This window comes from Hymenobacter psychrophilus, assembly GCF_900107135.1.
Taxonomy (GTDB): Bacteria; Bacteroidota; Bacteroidia; order Cytophagales; family Hymenobacteraceae; genus Hymenobacter; species Hymenobacter psychrophilus.
Genome location: NZ_FNOV01000013.1, coordinates 97,498 through 114,417, shown reverse-complemented (window position 1 = coordinate 114,417; position 16,920 = coordinate 97,498). Strand labels below are relative to the sequence as shown.

General features: G+C 57.2%; 14 protein-coding genes and 1 pseudogene. 7 read left to right on the top strand and 8 right to left on the bottom strand.

The features are described 5' to 3' along the window. The coding region (locus tag BLW21_RS17970) for a transposase (protein ID WP_139255298.1) at nt 1-300 on the bottom strand (300 nt) is incomplete at its 3' end. A 37-nt stretch (nt 301-337) separates the two neighbouring features. Here BLW21_RS17970 and BLW21_RS17965 point away from each other — a divergent pair. Next, nucleotides 338-859: a hypothetical protein gene (locus BLW21_RS17965; RefSeq protein ID WP_092742934.1), complete on the top strand. Its 522-nt coding sequence runs from the start codon at nt 338-340 to the stop codon at nt 857-859. Nucleotides 860-1,018: 159 nt separating this feature from the next. Here the strand turns inward: BLW21_RS17965 and BLW21_RS17960 are convergent, their stop codons facing one another. The 4 genes and pseudogenes from BLW21_RS17960 to gldB all read right to left on the bottom strand — a co-directional run bounded on the left by BLW21_RS17960 (nt 1,019) and on the right by gldB (nt 5,691). Further along, nucleotides 1,019-1,432: a DUF4332 domain-containing protein gene (locus BLW21_RS17960; protein WP_092742931.1), complete on the bottom strand. Its 414-nt coding sequence runs from the start codon at nt 1,430-1,432 to the stop codon at nt 1,019-1,021. A gap of 351 nt (nt 1,433-1,783) precedes the next feature. Further along, nucleotides 1,784-2,808 (bottom strand): annotated as a pseudogene (locus tag BLW21_RS17955) (quinone-dependent dihydroorotate dehydrogenase). A gap of 177 nt (nt 2,809-2,985) precedes the next feature. Next, nucleotides 2,986-4,524 carry a YifB family Mg chelatase-like AAA ATPase gene (locus tag BLW21_RS17950; protein WP_092742928.1) on the bottom strand — a complete coding sequence of 513 codons (1,539 nt, stop codon included), beginning with the start codon at nt 4,522-4,524 and terminating at the stop codon, nt 2,986-2,988. Between the two features lie 132 nt (nt 4,525-4,656). Beyond that, entirely contained in the window at nt 4,657-5,691 is a 1,035-nt protein-coding gene (gldB, locus tag BLW21_RS17945; protein WP_449404342.1) for a gliding motility lipoprotein GldB, read from the bottom strand. An 88-nt stretch (nt 5,692-5,779) separates the two neighbouring features. Between gldB and BLW21_RS17940 the strand changes: the two genes are divergently transcribed. Next, nucleotides 5,780-6,451, top strand: a complete 672-nt coding sequence (locus BLW21_RS17940; RefSeq protein WP_092742925.1) for a porin family protein — start codon at nt 5,780-5,782, stop codon at nt 6,449-6,451. Nucleotides 6,452-6,621: 170 nt separating this feature from the next. Here BLW21_RS17940 and BLW21_RS17935 read toward each other — a convergent pair whose 3' ends face one another. The 3 genes from BLW21_RS17935 to BLW21_RS17925 form a co-directional block, all read right to left on the bottom strand. After that, nucleotides 6,622-8,229 carry an Rne/Rng family ribonuclease gene (locus BLW21_RS17935; protein ID WP_092742922.1) on the bottom strand — a complete coding sequence of 536 codons (1,608 nt, stop codon included), beginning with the start codon at nt 8,227-8,229 and terminating at the stop codon, nt 6,622-6,624. Nucleotides 8,230-8,643: 414 nt separating this feature from the next. Then, entirely contained in the window at nt 8,644-9,471 is an 828-nt protein-coding gene (locus BLW21_RS17930) for a tetratricopeptide repeat protein (protein ID WP_245711953.1), read from the bottom strand. Between the two features lie 185 nt (nt 9,472-9,656). Continuing rightward, a complete protein-coding gene (locus BLW21_RS17925) occupies nt 9,657-9,959 on the bottom strand; it encodes an HU family DNA-binding protein (RefSeq protein WP_019948438.1) in 303 nt (100 codons plus the stop codon). 196 nt (nt 9,960-10,155) lie between these two features. Between BLW21_RS17925 and mutY the strand changes: the two genes are divergently transcribed. The 5 genes from mutY (at nt 10,156) to BLW21_RS17900 (ending at nt 16,866) form a co-directional block, all read left to right on the top strand. Further along, a complete protein-coding gene (mutY, locus tag BLW21_RS17920; RefSeq protein ID WP_092742919.1) occupies nt 10,156-11,256 on the top strand; it encodes an A/G-specific adenine glycosylase in 1,101 nt (366 codons plus the stop codon). Between the two features lie 86 nt (nt 11,257-11,342). Next, complete coding sequence (locus BLW21_RS17915) at nt 11,343-11,765, top strand: single-stranded DNA-binding protein (protein ID WP_092742916.1); 423 nt, start codon at nt 11,343-11,345, stop codon at nt 11,763-11,765. A gap of 167 nt (nt 11,766-11,932) precedes the next feature. Continuing rightward, on the top strand, nt 11,933-12,532 hold the full coding sequence (gldD, locus tag BLW21_RS17910) for a gliding motility lipoprotein GldD (protein WP_092742914.1): 600 nt from the start codon (nt 11,933-11,935) through the stop codon (nt 12,530-12,532). A 106-nt stretch (nt 12,533-12,638) separates the two neighbouring features. Continuing rightward, nucleotides 12,639-14,735 (top strand): ATP-dependent DNA helicase RecG, encoded by a 2,097-nt coding sequence (gene recG, locus BLW21_RS17905; protein ID WP_092742911.1) that lies wholly within the window; start codon nt 12,639-12,641, stop codon nt 14,733-14,735. Between the two features lie 682 nt (nt 14,736-15,417). Then, a complete protein-coding gene (locus BLW21_RS17900; protein WP_139255297.1) occupies nt 15,418-16,866 on the top strand; it encodes a hypothetical protein in 1,449 nt (482 codons plus the stop codon). Nucleotides 16,867-16,920 lie beyond the last annotated feature (54 nt).

Here is a 16,920-nt window from a genome sequence, read left to right as displayed (position 1 = left end):
CTCGGCCTCACGTCCGGCCAGCACGCGGGCCAACTCGCGCAAATCGGCCATCATATGCTCAAAACAGCGGTTATCGCGCCAGCGTGCCCATTGCTGGTAGACCGCCGGCCAGGGCGGCAGGTCGTGGGGCAGATAGCGCCAGCCGCAGCCCGTTTTAACCAGGTAGCGTAGGGCGTTGAACACGGCCCGGAGCGCGTGCTGCCGTTGCGGCGCGTCCTCACACACCAGGGCCAGATAGGGCGCCACAAATGTCCATTCGTCATCCGTCACGTCGCTGGGGTAACTACTTCGCTGTGCCATACCCCCAAATTACGCCACCAGTTCATAACAGGCTCTAGTGGCCGGTAGCACAGCACTGGTAGCAGCCAGCTTCAAGGGCCTCACCTTCCTGCTCCTGACGGGTATTTTCAGCCTCTATCTGGCCCAGTTTGGCTACCGCTCGCTACGCCACAAGGGCATGGGCCAGAGCACGCGACCAGCACTCTATGATTGGGCCAGCGTACTGCTGGGGTTACTGATTTTTGCCGGTACTCTGGGCTACGGCCTGCTAAACCGGCCTTTCAACGTGGTAGTGGTTATGTTCGGGGCAATTGGCGTGTTCCTGACGGTACGGCAGTTGCAGGGGTTCCGGCGACCGGGACCGTGGCCCAACGGCCAATGGCTACGCAACCACATTGCGGGGTTTGTGGGTGCCTACATTGCAGCCGTGTCGGCCTTCTCGGCTACCAGCCTCACTTTTATCGCCTTTCCCCTGAATTTCCTGTGGCCCACGCTGGTTTTTGTGCCCCTGCTCATCTGGCTCCGGCGGCATTACGTACCCGCTACCGGTATTCTTCCACAGGTAACCGTTGCACCATAAAGCAACCGACGACCTGAGACAAAAAGCGCCACCCCGGTTGTGGGGTGGCGCTTTTTGTATTGCAGCCGGCTCAAGAGAAGCAGGCAACAGGGAGGAGTACGGGGAAACGAGCCGACGGGAATGGGAGCATAGCCGGCTACGTATACCTTCAGTTACTGGCTAGTTACGATAAGCTACTTCAGGTTCCATGCTTTTGGCGCGGTTTACAATGTCGGCCATGTGGAGCATATCGGGCACCTCATCTACCAGATTGCGCTTCTGGTTGATGGATACCATTTTGCTATGCAGGCTGAACGGCGAACGGCCACGTAGGTCCAGCATCGTTGTAATGCCAGCTTCCTCTAATAAAGTGGTCAGTTCCGGGTCCAATCCGTCGATACGCGACAGGTCGGCATAATTGACCCACTTGAATAGCTTAATTTCCTCGATGCCTGTGGCAGAAGCCAGGGCCCGGCGGTCGGCTGGAGTGCGGCCGGCATCCAACAGGGCGTCGGCCGTTTTAATGCCTTGCTCGTGGAGCTTCTTTACTTGGTTATTGGGGATACTAGTAATTTCATTGATTGCGTACTGCATTTAATAGGATTAGGTGAATTATTTCTTTTTGCTATAATACAAATATAGGCAAAAATAATATATATTCCAAATATCAATCGAAATTATGTGCATAAATTCTTGTATAAAACACCCTCTCTTTTGATATAAATCATTGACAAACAATATACTAATATAAATCATTTTCATTTAGTAATTATATTTGAGCAGACCTACTTATTTAATACCTGCAGCACCTTATTAATAACGAATACTCCTTCTAAATCATAAACCCTCATATTTTCAATAATCAATTCGCGACGAATACTTTATTGCACATAGCATTTTCGCGAACGGTGTACTCGTTGCGCTATAGCCTGCCGGCCACTAAAGTCACTCAGCTACCTCTATCAGCGCCTGGTTGATTTGCTTGGTTAGTCCCGGGCCTTCATAAATGAAGCCCGAGTACAATTGTAGCAATGACGCTCCAGCTTCGAGCTTTTCGCGCGCATCGGCCGCCGAATGAATGCCGCCCACCCCTATAATGGGCAATTGTCCGCGGCTGCGGTGGCTTAGGTAGCGAATCACATCAGTAGCCGGCCGCTCACCCCCCCCGCCCCGAGGGCAGCCACGCGGTCGATCGGCGTTGTCAGACCGGTGCGGGCGATGGTGGTATTGGTGGCGAAGAGGCCGCTGAGGTTGGTTTCGCGGGCGATGAGCAGGATGTCATCGAGCTGCGGGTCGGTGAGGTCGGGCGCTATTTTGAGCAGCAGCGGCCGGGGTACGGGCAGCGCCTGGTTGCGTTCCTGCACCTGCTGGAGCAGCGCAATCAGCGGCTCGCGCTCCTGCAGCTGCCGCAGGTTGGGCGTATTCGGCGACGATACATTCACCACAAAATAGTCTACCACCTCGTGCAGCGCTTCCAGGCAGGCTACGTAATCATGGGCAGCATGCTCGTTGGGCGTATCCTTGTTCTTGCCGATGTTGCCGCCGATAATCAGGCTTCAGTCGTGGCGGTGGCGCAGGCGAGTAGCAGCGGCTTCGGCCCCGTTGTTGTTGAAGCCCATGCGGTTGATGAGCGCACCATCAGGTGGCAGCCGAAACAGCCGGGGTGCGGGGTTGCCCGGCTGGGCCCGGGGCGTCACCGTCCCGATTTCTACAAACCCGAAGCCCAGCGCCCCCAGTTCATCGGTCAGTTCAGCATTCTTATCGAAGCCCGCCGCCAGCCCCACCGGGTTACTGAACGGCAGCCCGAATACCTCCCGCTCCAGGTTGGGGTGCCGGTAATCGTAGAGGCTCCGCAGCAGCGCCCGCGCGCCCGGCAGCCGATAGGCCCGCTTCAGGTTGTCGAACACCAGGTGGTGCGCCTTCTCCGCATCGAGCTTAAACAGCAGCGGCTTAAGGAGGGCGTGGTACATGCGGTGGATGAGTGAGTGACTCGGTAGATGAGGAAGCAAAGGTATTGCGCCGCCGCAGCACTGTCATCCTGAGCGGAGCGAAAGACCTGGTAAGAAGCTAAACCGATAATATTAGCTTCTTACCAGGTCCTTCGCTCCGCTCAGGATGACAGTGCCTTACTACTTATCTGTTTCCCCTTACCCGGCCCAACCCTCGCGGTCGAGGCTGCGGTACTGGATGGCTTCGGCCAGATGGGGCAGCTCGATGTGTTCGGCAGCGGCCAGGTCGGCAATGGTGCGGGATACCTTGAGGATGCGGTCGTAGGCGCGGGCCGAGAGGCCGAGGCGCTCCATGGCCGTTTTGAGCAGTGTGCGGCCGGCGTCATCGATGCGGCAGATGTCCTTCACCATCTGTGAGGGCATCAGGGCATTGGAATGGATGTCGGGGAAGTCCTGGAAGCGGGCGGCCTGGCGCTGGCGGGCCGCGGCCACGCGCACCTGCACGGTGCGGCTGTCTTCGGCGCGGCGCGTTTCCGTCATCTGGTCGAACGTAACGGGCGTTACCTCCACGTGCAGATCAATGCGGTCGAGCAGCGGGCCGCTCACCTTATTCAGGTACTTCTGCACCACGCCGGGGCCGCACACGCACTCCTTTTCGGGGTGGTTGTAGTAGCCGCACGGGCAAGGGTTCATAGAGGCAATGAGCATGAAATTGGCCGGAAACTCGATGCTGAGCTTGGCCCGCGCGATGGTTACCCGGCGCTCCTCCAGCGGCTGGCGCATCACCTCCAGCACCGTGCGCTTGAATTCGGGCAGCTCATCGAGAAAAAGCACCCCGTTGTGCGCCAGCGAGATTTCGCCCGGTTGCGGGTTGCTGCCGCCGCCCACCAGCGCCACATCGGAAATAGTATGGTGCGGGGCCCGAAACGGCCGCGTATGGATGAGCGAAGCGTGACTGCCCAGCTTACCGGCCACCGAGTGAATTTTGGTCGTTTCCAGCGCCTCCTGCATGTTCAGCATGGGCAAAATACTGGGCAGGCGCTTGGCCAGCATTGTTTTGCCGGCGCCAGGTGGCCCGATCATAATCACGTTGTGACCCCCGGCGGCAGCAATTTCCAGGGCCCGCTTGATGTTCTCCTGGCCCTGCACATCGGCAAAGTCGGCCTCGTACTGGTTGGCCGTCTGCTGAAACAGGTCGCGGGTGCTCATTACGACCGGCGCAATTTCCAGCCGGCCCTCCAGGAAGTCCACGGCCTCCTGCATGGTGCCTACCGGAATAATATCGAGGCTATTGACAATGGCGGCTTCCTGCGCATTCTCGCGGGGCAGAATCAGCCCCTTAAAGCCTTCCTTGCGGGCCTGAATGGCAATTGGCAGCACGCCCTTTATCGGCCGTAGCTCGCCGTCCAGCGCCAGCTCGCCCATAATCACGTAGTCGGCAAGCCGCTCGGTATCCAGCTGCTGCGAGGCGTGCAGAATACCCAGACCGATGGGCAGATCGTAGGCCGAACCTTCCTTACGAATATCGGCCGGAGCCATGTTCACGACTACCTTGGTACGCGGCATCCGGTAGCCCCGAAACTTGAGGGCTGCTTCTACCCGCTGCTGGCTTTCCTTGATGGCGTTATCGGGCAGCCCCACCACGAAAAAACCGGTTCCCTGCGACACGACCACCTCAATGGTAATGGTGTAGGCATTAACGCCCTGCACGGCCGAGCCAAAGGTTTTCGTGAGCATCGTTGAGGTAGAAGCTAAGCGTAAGAATTCAGAAGTAAGTAGTCTGCTCACCAGCTGTCGTCCTGAGTGCATTGCACTTTGAGCAAGGATGAGAGCTGGAAATTTCCACTTTTAATTCTCAATTCCAAATCGTTAGCTGTTCACCCGCCCGCTGTTTGCCTTGGGCCGGTAGCGCGACTGGCTGAGGATGCGCTGGGCATCCTTATCGGCCATGAGCTGGGGCAGCGTTACGTTGGGGTTTTCGGCCATGTACTTGCGCACAATTTGCCAGCCCATCCAGGCCCCGAGGCGGCCGGGGGCCGTTTTATCGATTTCCGGGATGTTGGGCCGCTCCCCGATGTACTTCTGAATGACGAATGGAGCAGTGCTGTAGAGCAGATTCTTCTCCACAAAGTGCGCCCAGATTTTCCCCTCATTGAACTCGACGCCGGCCGTTTCGGGGCCGGTATAACCGATAATCAGCGAATCAGGCGTGCAGGGTAGCATCTGCTGGGCAAAGTAAAGGGCCTTGCCGAAATGCACCATCTCGCCGAGCATAGTCTGGCCGGCGTCGGGCTTCTGGTTGTACTTGGTGCTGATGGCCAGCGCCAGGCCTGGCAGCAGGTGCGCGGGCGTGTAGCGCTTCTGAATGTAGCCCGGCACGTTGGGCCGGTACGCCGCCGTCGGCCCCACGAAGTAATCGGTACTGATAACAATCAGGCTGTCGCTGACGAACAAATCCTGGCTCAGTCCGCTCACAAACGTCTGCACGAGCGGCACCCGGAAGCCAGGATAGTAATAACGTGCGTGCTGGAACAGCCGCGTCAGGTTCTGTTGCAGTTGCGGGCCGCGGAAGGTGCTGTCGGCCTGGACGCCCAGCTTTTGCAGGCCCGGGTTGGTAGCCAGCCGGGCCAGCGTGGCGCTCAGCACGCCCGGCGGGTACTGCCCGGACTGCAGAAACTGCCGCGCGAATAACTTATGGGTTTGCAAAAACTGGTCGGCATCGGCCGGGGTTTTCAGCTTGAAGAAGGGCCCTTCGAGCCGTTCGAACTGTACCGGCGCCTTTACCCGGGCCACTTCGGGACTTAGCTCACAACGGTTCTGGTTATTCGAGCAGGCTCCGAGGCCCAGGCTCGCAACGGCCGATGCCACGAGCAGCAGGGTGGACAAACGGGCAGAAATATGCATCACGGTTCTATCTTTGATTCAAAAGTAGCCAAATCCGCCGGCCTGTCAGCGGCTTCTGGCCTTCTCCCACCGCTTTTCCTTCCCCGCCATGAAAAAGGCTCTGCTCGCCCTTCTTTTCAGCGCCGCCACACTCGGCACAGTTTCCGCTCAGGTCGAAATCGGCCTCAAGGTGTCGCCCTCCCTCACCAGCCTGCGGGCCGCCTCGCCCAACGGCGACGAGCTTAAAAGCGAAAGCGCCAAGTTCAGCCTTGGCGGGGGCCTTATCATCGATTACTTCTTCGGCCAGAACTACGCCTTCAGCACCGGTCTGGAGCTCGTGGGCAAGGGCGGCAAGGTTAGCTACTACGACGCGAACAGCCAGCGGCGTTACGAGCAGAAACTGGGTCTGCAATACCTGCAGGTACCCCTGACGGTCAAACTCTTCACCAACGACGTGGCCGAAGATACCAAAGTGTATTTCCAGCTGGGCGGAGCGCTGGGTGGCGTCATCGGGGCCCGCGTGGATGGCGACAAGTACTACACCAGCCCGGTAACGGGCAACCGCACCAAAGCCACCAAGCACGTCATCATTCCCGATGCCAACCTGCGCCTCGGGGCCGGTATCGAGCGGCAGCTGGGCCAGACCACCCGCTTCCTGCTCGGCATCAGCTACCACCGCGGCCTGCTCAACATCGACAAGTACTTCGAGGACAACGCGGGTATCAAAGATGCCGAGCTGAAAAACAGCGAATTCGCGCTAGATTTCGGCATTAAGTTTTAGTGCTTAGCTGATTATGCGTAGTGCTTAGCTCGTTGTACAAAGCACCTGAACAGCCTAGGCCCTACGCAAAATCAACTAAGCTCTAAAGAAAAACCCCCGCGTTGCTTTGAGCAACGCGGGGGTTTCTTCTATCAGGAGGAGTTTTTTTCGCAGAAAAAATCCGTCAGTGTTCAGTCAATTATTTCCAATTCCCGGTCCTGCAACCGGCTCATGGCCGCCGCGGCCGAATGCAGCTCGATTTCCTCGCCGTTTTCGTCCTCGATGCGGTATTCGGTGAGACCCATACTAGTGTCTTTCATCACCTTTACCCACTTGTAATACCTCATGTACCACTTCATCTGCTTGCTTACCAACCCTTTGGTGTAGTAAGCGTGCAGGAAAGGGTGCACGGAAAGCGTAATGCCCGACTGGTTCTGAGCCACCAGCAGGTCGTCGATGCTGTTGTCGATTTCGTCCGTCACGAGGATGGAAGCCGAAATCTTGCCCGTACCGCCGCAGGTGGGGCACACCTCGCCGGTTACAATGGCTTCGGCCGGCCGCACGCGCTGCCGGGTAATCTGAAGCAGGCCAAACTTGGTAATGGGCAGGATAGTGTAACGGGCCTTGTCGTGTTTCATCACGCTGTGCACCGCATCCTCCACCTTCTTGCGGCTCTCGGCCGATTTCATATCGATGAAATCGACCACGATGATGCCGCCCATGTCGCGCAGCCGAAGCTGGCGGGCTACTTCCTTGGCGGCGGCCAGGTTCACGGCTAGCGCCGTGGCTTCCTGGTCACCTTCCTGGTTGCTCTTGTTTCCCGAGTTCACGTCGATAACGTGCAGGGCCTCGGTGTGCTCGATAACCAGGTAACCGCCGCCGGGGGCCGTCACGGCTTTCCCAAACAGCGTTTTTAGTTGCTTCTCGATGCCGTGCTGCTCAAATACTTTCACCTTGCCGGTGTGCAGTTTCAGCAGCCCGAGCTTATCGGGGGCAATCTGTTGCAGGTAGCTGTGCATTTCCTCGTGCAGGGCCGGCGAGTCCACGGTAATGGCATCGAACGACTCGTTGAGCATGTCGCGCAACATGGAGGAAGTGCGGCCCAGCTCGCCGAGAATCTTGTCGTTGGGCTTGCCCACTTTCAGATTCTCAGCCAGCGTGTTCCACTTCTCGGTCATGTTCTGCATGTCCCGGTCGAGCTCGGCCACCTCGCGGCCCTCGGCCACGGTGCGGATAATCACGCCAAAATTGTCGGGCTTGATGGAAGCGATAAGGCGCTTAAGCCTATCCCGCTCCGTACGGCTGACAATCTTCTTGGACACGCTGATGGTGTTGGAAAACGGCACCAGCACCAGGTATCGGCCGGCCATCGAAATATCGGTGGACAGGCGCGGACCTTTGGTAGAAATCGGCTCCTTTACAATCTGAACCACCAATTGCTGGCCCTTCTTGAGCGTGAGGTCGACTTTACCTACTTTGTCGAGGGGCGCTTCGAACTGAAAGTTTTTCAGCGACCCGACGGTTGTTTTCTGCGATTGAACGCTCTTACTCCACTTCATGAGCGAGGGGAAACTTTCCCCCAGGTCGCCGTAGTGCAGAAAGGCGTCTTTTTGGTACCCGATGTCAATGAACGCGGCGTTCAGACCGGGCATAACTTTCTTGACCGTGCCCAGGAAAATGTCACCAACCGAGTAGGCGGTGTCGTTGCGGTCGAAATGGTATTCGATGAGCCGCTTATCCTGTAGCAGGGCAATCCGTTCTCCGTCCTGAGTAGAATTAATGATTAATTCGTTACTCAATGGATTAAGCCTTAGGAAGGTACCCCCAAGCAATGGCCGCAGCAAACCTGCCGGCCCCGAAACCCGCAAAGGGAAGCCAGCGCACGTTGGCGCTGGCTTCCCTTGTCAGCCTCGGGGAAAGCATGTTTCTGGCCACTCTCGGAAGAACCTAAGTGAGAAATAGACGAACAATTTTCAACTGAAAAACGCCGCCAGCAAACCCCGCCGGGGCTTACTTCTTCTTATGACGGTTCTTGCGCAAACGCTTCTTCCGCTTATGGGTGGCAATCTTATGACGCTTTCTTTTTTTACCGCAAGGCATAGTGTTGGGGTTAAGTGGTTGAATGTTTTTTTGTTTAGTTGCCAGTTGCTGGTTGTAAATTGTCAGACCAATGAAAAGACTAACAACAGACGACTAGCAACCAACGACTCTTTCTACTGGAGCTTCTGCAGTTGCTCATCAACCGACGCGGCCAAAGACGGGTCGGAGCTGATGCTCTTGGCTTTGAGGAAGGCCTGACGGGCTTCCGCTTTCGCGCCTGTTTGGGCTAACGAAACGCCAAGATAGAACTGCGCGTTGACGTTTTCGGAATTAACCTGAGTTAGTTCTTTGAAACGCTCGGCGGCTTTGTCGTACTGATTGCTTTGAATAGCCAGTAAACCAAGGTTATACAAAGCCTTTTCGTTGCGTGGGTCGGCGGCCAAAACTTCCCGCAACAGCGTAATGCCCTTCACCGGATTCTCGCTGGCCATGTAGGCCATGCCGAGGTTGGTTTTGGCATCGAGGTTATCCGGGTTGTTCTTCAGCACCCGCTCGTACAGCTCGCGGCACTTGGCGCCCAGCAGTTTCTGCCGGGCCTCGGTGGTCGCAAAGCTATAGGCCTCATAATACTGGTCGGCGGCGCGCTGGAAAGTTTGTTCGCCGGGGCGTACCAGCGCAATCTGCTCCAGGTAGTAACCGGCACTATCGAAGCGCTCCACCGCCTTGTATTTATCGGCCAGTTCGCGGGCCATCCGCAGCTTGGGGCCCAAATTGGTTTCGGCCGTGTACTTAGCCACCAATGCGCCAATTTCCCGACGCTGAGCGCTGGGCATCGTCATGTGGGGCTGTTCGGCGGTCGGACCACCGGGCTCGTCGTGACTTCCGGCCGGGTGGCCGTGCTCGTCGAGTTCGCCCACGGCGGGTGCGGCAGCGCCCTGGTCGCGGTTGGCGGTGCGGCTCCCGTCCTGAGCCAGCGTAGGCTGCCCATCTTTGGGTTTCACAATCACCTTCGGCAGCAAAAACAAGCCGGCTACTAAAATCAAGGCTAAAGCCAGAATCAATAGTTGGTGCTTGGAAGAAGAAGTGCTAAGGGCCATTGGCAGGACGGGAAAAAGGCCGGTCGCCGGAGTATCCTGCTAGCAGGAGTTCCCGGCGACCCGGCCGGCAACGGAAAGGCAAAGACTGCTTAGGCAGCCATCTCCTTGATTTTCTTGCTGTTTTTGATTTTCCCGATGAAAGTCTTCGAAGGTTTGAAGCTCGGGATGTAGTGCTCGTCGATGATGATGGACGTATTTTTTGAGATGTTGCGGGCTACTTTCTTCGCGCGCTTCTTGTTAACGAACGAGCCGAAGCCACGCACGTAAATGTTGTTGCCGTCAGCCATCGAGTCTTTTACAACTTTAAAGAAGGCTTCTACGGTAGCCGATACGTCGGCTTTCTCGATGCCGGTTTTGTCGGCAATTTCGGCAATTACTTCTGCTTTAGTCACGCTGCTAAGTGTACTAAGGGTGAAAAAAAATGGGTCGGCACTAAGGGCCATCCTAAAAACGTAAGCACTTGCCCGGTAAGAGTTTGCCCACGTTTTGAGGGCCACAAAGGTAGCCCCCTTTTTTTGGATTACAAACCGTTTCCCTGCAATCCGCCTTTCGCCCCGATTATCGTTTAACTAATTCTCTTTCAAAAACTTGAGTTTCTCATCACTCCCCTCTACAACGCCGGATTCCTATTCCTGGTTCGCCGAAGCCCTGCTGGCCTGGTACCCGCGCCACCGCCGCGACCTGCCCTGGCGCCATACTCACGACCCTTACCTTATCTGGTTATCGGAAGTGATTCTGCAGCAAACCCGCGTGAAACAGGGCCTGCCGTATTACAAAACCTTCAGTACTGCTTACCCCACCGTGCAGGCCCTGGCGGCCGCCCCGCCCGATGAGGTGCTGCGCCACTGGCAAGGCTTGGGCTACTATTCGCGGGCCCGCAATATGCACTACACCGCCCAGCAGGTGGTGGCCGAGTTCGGGAGCCAATTCCCGGATTCCTACGCCGGATTGCTCAAGCTAAAAGGGGTGGGCCAGTACACGGCCGCCGCCGTGGCCTCGTTTGCTTATGATGAGCGGGTAGCCGTGCTCGACGGCAACGTGTTTCGGGTGCTGGCCCGGGTGTTCGGTCAGCACCACGATATTGCCGCGCCCGCCAGCCGCAAGCTGTTTCAGCAGTTGGCCGACCAGTTGATTCCGGCCGACCAGCCGGCCGAATTCAACCAGGCTATCATGGAGTTTGGCGCATTGCAATGCACGCCCGCCAAGCCCGACTGCATGTTCTGCCCGTTACAAAGCCGTTGCTTCGCCTTTCAGCACGGATTGGTGGCCGAGCTACCGGTGAAAAGCAAGGCCAAAGTCGCCCGCACCCGCTACTTCCATTACCTGGTGCTACGCCACGCCGATACGGTGTACCTGCGCAAACGTGGCCCCAAAGACATTTGGGAAGGCCTCTACGACTTCGCCCTGCACGAAACCGACGCGCCCGAGCTGCCGGGAGCCGATTTGCTGGCCGCCGTGGAGCAACTAGGTGGGCGCGTAGCTACCGACCAGGTAGAGGAACCCGCCGTGGCAGCCCGCCATGTGCTGAGCCACCAAAAGGTGGAGGCCCTGTTCCATGAAATATGGCTGGCCGCGCCACTGCCGGCCACCGCTACATCGGCCGGGCTGGCAGCTTACCGCAGCAGGGAAATTGAGCAGTTGCCTAAATCAATTCTTATAACTAATTATATTAGTAAAAAAGAAATTTAATCCGCCAACTTCTTTGGCATTTACAGTATTCATGATTATCTTTATTACACTGAAAATCACTCTTCAACCGCTTAGGCAACAGACATATGGCAAGCGTAAACAAAGTTATCCTAATTGGCCACCTGGGCAAAGACCCCGAAGTGCGGCATCTGGAAGGTGGTACCACCGTGGCCAACTTCACGATGGCTACCAACGAGTACTATAAAGACAAACAGGGCACCCGCGTCGAGCGGACTGAATGGCACAACATTGCGGCCTGGCGCGGCCTAGCCGAGTTGGCTGAGAAGTACCTGCACAAAGGCCAGCAGGTGTACGTGGAAGGCCGCATCCGCACCCGTCAGTATCAGGACAAGGACAACCAGACCCGCTACATCACCGAAATAGTGGCCGACGAGATTTCGCTGCTCGGCTCGCGCCCCGGCACGGTAGCCCAGCCCACCACGACCGCGACAGTCGAGGAGCACGTCACCTTCCGCCAGGAGCCCGAGCTCGACCAGTTGCCCTTTTAGGCAGGGCCAGCGCATTACCTGATAGAAAAGCCCCGGCTAGGCCGGGGCTTTTTGCGGGCGGTCTCGTACTGCCTGATTGAGTTGAACGGTACCGGTTGCGGCGGCACGGGCACGTTGCACGGCTTTTCGTGGTTACCTTTACTGTTCACTCGTCGCGCTTCCGCTGCATGGCTTTTTCCCGATTTCCTGGTTTTTGGTGCGTGGCCACCGCCGGCTTATTGCTGGCGGGAGGCTGCACCTCGGCCCCCGATTTCACGCCCAAGCCCAAGGGCTACAACCGCATCGATTTACCGCCCCACGCCTACCAGCAGCTGGCGCCGGGCCGGCCCTATACGTTCGAGTACTCGCGCGGGGCCAAAATCCTGCGCGACTCGTCGTACCTGGCCCAACCGCACTGGATAAACGTGTATTACCCGCAGCTCAAGGCCAACGTTCAGCTTACCTACGCCGACCTGCGGGCCAACAGTCAGCGCTTCAACCGCCTGCTCGAAGATGCTCGCAAGCTTACCAGCAAGCACGAAATAAAGGCTTCGGCTATCGATGAGCGGGTGCTGCAAATGCCCGGCGGCATGAGGGCCACGGTGTTCGATCTGCAGGGCGAGGTGCCCAGTCAGTTCCAGTTCTACACCACCGACAGCACCCGCCACTTCCTGCGCGGGGCCTTATACTTCCGCACCGCCACCGCCAACGACTCGCTGGCCCCGATTATAGAATACGTGAAGCAGGATATGGTTCATCTGCTGAACACGTTACGCTACACCAAGTAAGCTGTTAGCTAATGGCCGATAGCTTTTGGCTTTCCGTCTGCAATCCAACACCGTACTCAACCACAAAAAGCTAGCAGCTAATAGTTATCAGCTAACAGCTCCGATAATGAGTTTTTTCCAGACCAAGATTGAATACCTGAAGGGTGTGGGATTGCAACGCGCTCAGTTGCTGCAGAAGGAGCTGGGCCTGTTCACCTACGGCGACCTGATCCAGCGCTACCCCTTTCGCTACCTCGACCGCACGCAGTTCTACAACGTCGTGGATTTGCACGATGATTTACCCTATGTGCAGATAAAGGGCATTTTACGGAATCGGGAGGTAATTGGCGAGGGCCACAAGAAGCGCATGGTGGCTAAGGTAGCCGACGCCAGCGGGGAGCTGGAGTTGGTGTGGTTTAAGGGCGTGAATTACCTGGAGAAAATCATTAAGAACCACCAGGAGTACATCGTGTTCGGCAAGCCTACGATGTTCAATGGGCGGCCCCAGATGGCCCACCCCGAGCTGGAGGAAGTAACCGAGCAGAAGCCCGGTCAAAGCTTTTTGCAGCCTGTCTATAACACGTCGGAAAAGCTCAAGAACTACCACCGCGTCGATAGCAAGGCCATTGCCCGCATGGTGGCCGACCTGCTGAAGCTGGCCCTGCCCCATGTGCAGGAAACCCTCTCGCCGGCCCTGATTGAGCACTATGCCCTGATGGGCAAGGCCACGGCGCTCCAGCAGATCCACTTCCCCCAAACGCCCGACCTGCTCCAGACAGCCCGGTTCCGGCTCAAGTTTGAGGAGCTGTTCTATATTCAGCTAAAGCTACTGCGCCAGCGCGACCAGCGCAAAGTCTCGCTCGCAGGCCAGATTTTCAAGGAGGTGCCCACACTGGTCCACTTCTACAAAAACGTGCTGCCCTTCGACCTGACCGGGGCCCAGAAACGGGTTATTCACGACATTTATAAGGACTTTTGTGCCGGCCAGCAGATGAACCGGTTGCTGCAGGGCGACGTGGGCTCGGGCAAAACCATCGTGGCCTTTATTGCCATGCTGATGGCGGCCGACAACGGCGCTCAGAGCTGCCTGATGGCGCCCACCGAAATCCTGGCCAACCAGCATTACTCCGGCCTCAAGGAGTTTGCCGACCTGCTGGGCCTGAAAATCGGTCTGCTGACGGGCAGCACCCGCCCGGCCGCCCGCCGGGTATTGCACGAGCAGCTGCGCTCGGGCGAAATGCATATCCTGACCGGCACCCACGCCCTGCTCGAAGATGTGGTGCAGTTCAAGAACCTGGGCCTCACCATCATGGATGAGCAACACCGCTTTGGGGTGGCCCAGCGCTCCAAGCTCTGGCAGAAAAATCCCCACGTGATACCGCACGTGCTGGTAATGACGGCCACGCCCATCCCGCGCACGCTGGCCATGACGCTCTACGGCGACCTCGACGTGAGCGTAATTGACGAGCTGCCGGCCGGCCGCAAGCCCATCGTCACGGTCCACCGCTTCGACTCGAACCGCCTGAAAGTATTTCAGTTTCTGCGCGACCAAGTGAAGCTGGGCCGGCAGGTGTACATCGTATACCCGCTGATTGAGGAAAGCGAAGCCATGGCCGACTACAAGGATCTGATGGACGGCTACGAGAGCGTAGCGCGGGCTTTTCCGGAACTGCAGATCAGCATTGTGCACGGACGCATGACGGCCGGTGAGAAGGACGCCGAAATGCAGCGCTTCGTGAGCAACCAGACCCAGATTATGGTGGCTACCACCGTGATTGAGGTGGGCGTAAACGTGCCTAACGCCTCCGTGATGGTCATCGAAAGCACCGAGCGGTTCGGCCTCTCCCAGCTACACCAGTTGCGGGGCCGCGTGGGCCGGGGCGCCGACCAGAGCTACTGCATTCTGATGAGCGGCTACAAGCTCAGCAAAGACTCGCGCACCCGCATCGAAACGATGGTGCGTACCAACAACGGCTTCGAAATTGCCGACATCGACCTGAAGCTGCGCGGCCCCGGCGACCTGATGGGCACCCAACAAAGCGGTGTGCTCGATTTGCTGATTGCCGACTTGGCCAAGGACGGGCGTATTCTGAGCGAAAGCCGGGCCGCCGCCCAGGCCCTGCTGCAGGATGATCCTAACCTGGCCAAGCCCGCTAACCAAGCCATTCGCCACCACATAGAAAGCCTGCCCGCCACGGCCGTTAACTGGAGCCGCATTAGTTAAGGGCCAATGGGGCACAAAAAACGGCTCCTGAAGAGCCGTTGATGGAGAACGTATAGCTGAACTTACTCGTCGGTAGCGGGGATGTCGGTCATTAGCCGCCACGAGCGAAACTTCCCGGTTTCGGCAGGCAGCGGGCTTGCCGTGTGGGTTGATGTTTTATGCACTGTAGTAGTATAGACCGGAATTATCCACTGGGCCTCCTCGTTTTGGCTTAGGCTAACTGATTTTGTAGGTGTGCTATTTAGCTTTCCGATGATAACAAGGGAAATCATTAAAGCAAAGCGGAGTAAAGAGTTCATAAGGTAGGTAAACTAAACGTAGCTGAAAGACTGCAAGAACTGCGCCGGAGCAGGTACATAATTTGGCTTTTTCGGTTTTTCCTATGCCCGACTGTAGCTTGTACTCGGCAATAGATTTGTAATAGAAACTTAGTGATGGCGCCATCCGCGCCTATTCCGTCAGGTACACCAGCGGCCATCTAAACGAAGGCTTATACCATAGGTTGCCCTTCGACCCGCAAAATCAGCTCTTTCGGCCGCCCATGCCTAGCTGAGGCATTTATAATCCCGCCGATATCAATACGACTTTCGTTCAGCTAAAACTTCGGTACCTTTGAAGAGTACAACTTTGCGAGCCGCTGTTCGTTGCGTTATCTCATTGTGTTATAAAGTATTTTTTGCCCGTGCGTTTTACTTTTCTGTTTGCCGCCAGCCTTGCGCTGGCGTCCCTGGCCCACCAGCCGGCCTCGGCTCAGCGCGTGAAATCAGCTGCTTTTAGCTATCTGCCCGAAACTACTGCCGACCGCTATAACCAGCGTGTGAGCCGTAAAACGCTGCCGTTACCAGATGGCGGATTCATTATTCTGGCCCATCAGGCTGCCGACCAGTACGCCGTGGAGCGTTACGACGCCGACCTGAAGCGCCGCTGGAGCACGGCGCTGCCGCTGGCAGCGGGTGAAGTGGTAGATGGATTTAGCCAGAGCAACGAGCAGGCCACCGTAGTCATCTATCAGAATGCGGCCGGCTCCCAGCGCCTCGTGGCCCATTCAATCAGCCTCGCTGATGGCCGCAAAAGTCCGGCCCAGAAGCTGGTTGAGGCCAACGCCCGCGACCGGCGCCCCGGCGTCGCCTTCTCGCCCGACGGCAGCCGACTGGTGGCTTGGCGTTACCTCAGCCAGAGCAACCAGATTAAGGCCATCAATGCCAGCGTATACGACGAGAAGCTCCAGAAGCTGAAAGACCGCACCTACGATTTTCATGATCAAGGCGACTTTTTCTCGGTGACGGTACATGTGGGCAACGACGGCACCCAGTTTGTGACGCTGGCCGGCGACCAGATGAAAAAGCTTAGCGTGCGTCGCTACCGCAACGACTCGCCCGATGTGAAGGTTATGTCGGTGTCAGTGGGCGGCACATTTGGGGGGAAGGTGGTCAACATCTTCGATTCGCGCTTCGTGCTGCGCCCCGATAACACGCTCTACGCCGCTGCCATTTGCAACGAGCGGGCCACGGGTCTTTACCACAGCCTCAAGTTGGTGAAATTCGATTTTGCGGGTGAAAGCGACATGAAATTTGCTCCCGAAATAGCGTTGTCGGCCGACTACCTGGCTGAAGTAAATACGGCCGTCGGTGGGGCGCCTGCCAAGCGCCTCGAAGATATTTACCTGACCGATATACTGCTCACCGACGACAAACAGGTGGTAGTGCTGGCCGAAAAAAAATACGAGGAAGGTGGCGAAGGCGCGCCCGGCCACACGCGCGAGCTGCACCTGTTTGGCTACAACGAGTTCCTGACGCCGAGCTGGCGCAGCGTTGTAGCCAAAGACCAAGTGGCGCCCGCTGCCGAGGGTTACAGTAGCATCAGCTACCGCGCCACCACCTCCGGCCCCGAGATACAACTGCTGACCTGGGAGAAAATCAAGGGCAAATCCGACCTCTACCTGCGGCGGCTGGATGTGCCAACGGGCGTAATAAGCGCACCAAAAGGACTGGGCCTGAATGTAGCCACCGACCAAAATCTGGCCTACGTTAAGGACTTTACGGCTTGGCTCGACCCCAAAACCATCATTGGCGTAAGCCGTCCCAGCAAAAAATCAGCGGCCCTAATGCTGAATAAAATCGTGCTCAAATAAGGACCACGGATTAGCACAAATTTTATCGGATTTCGCGGGTTTTGTAGTCGAACT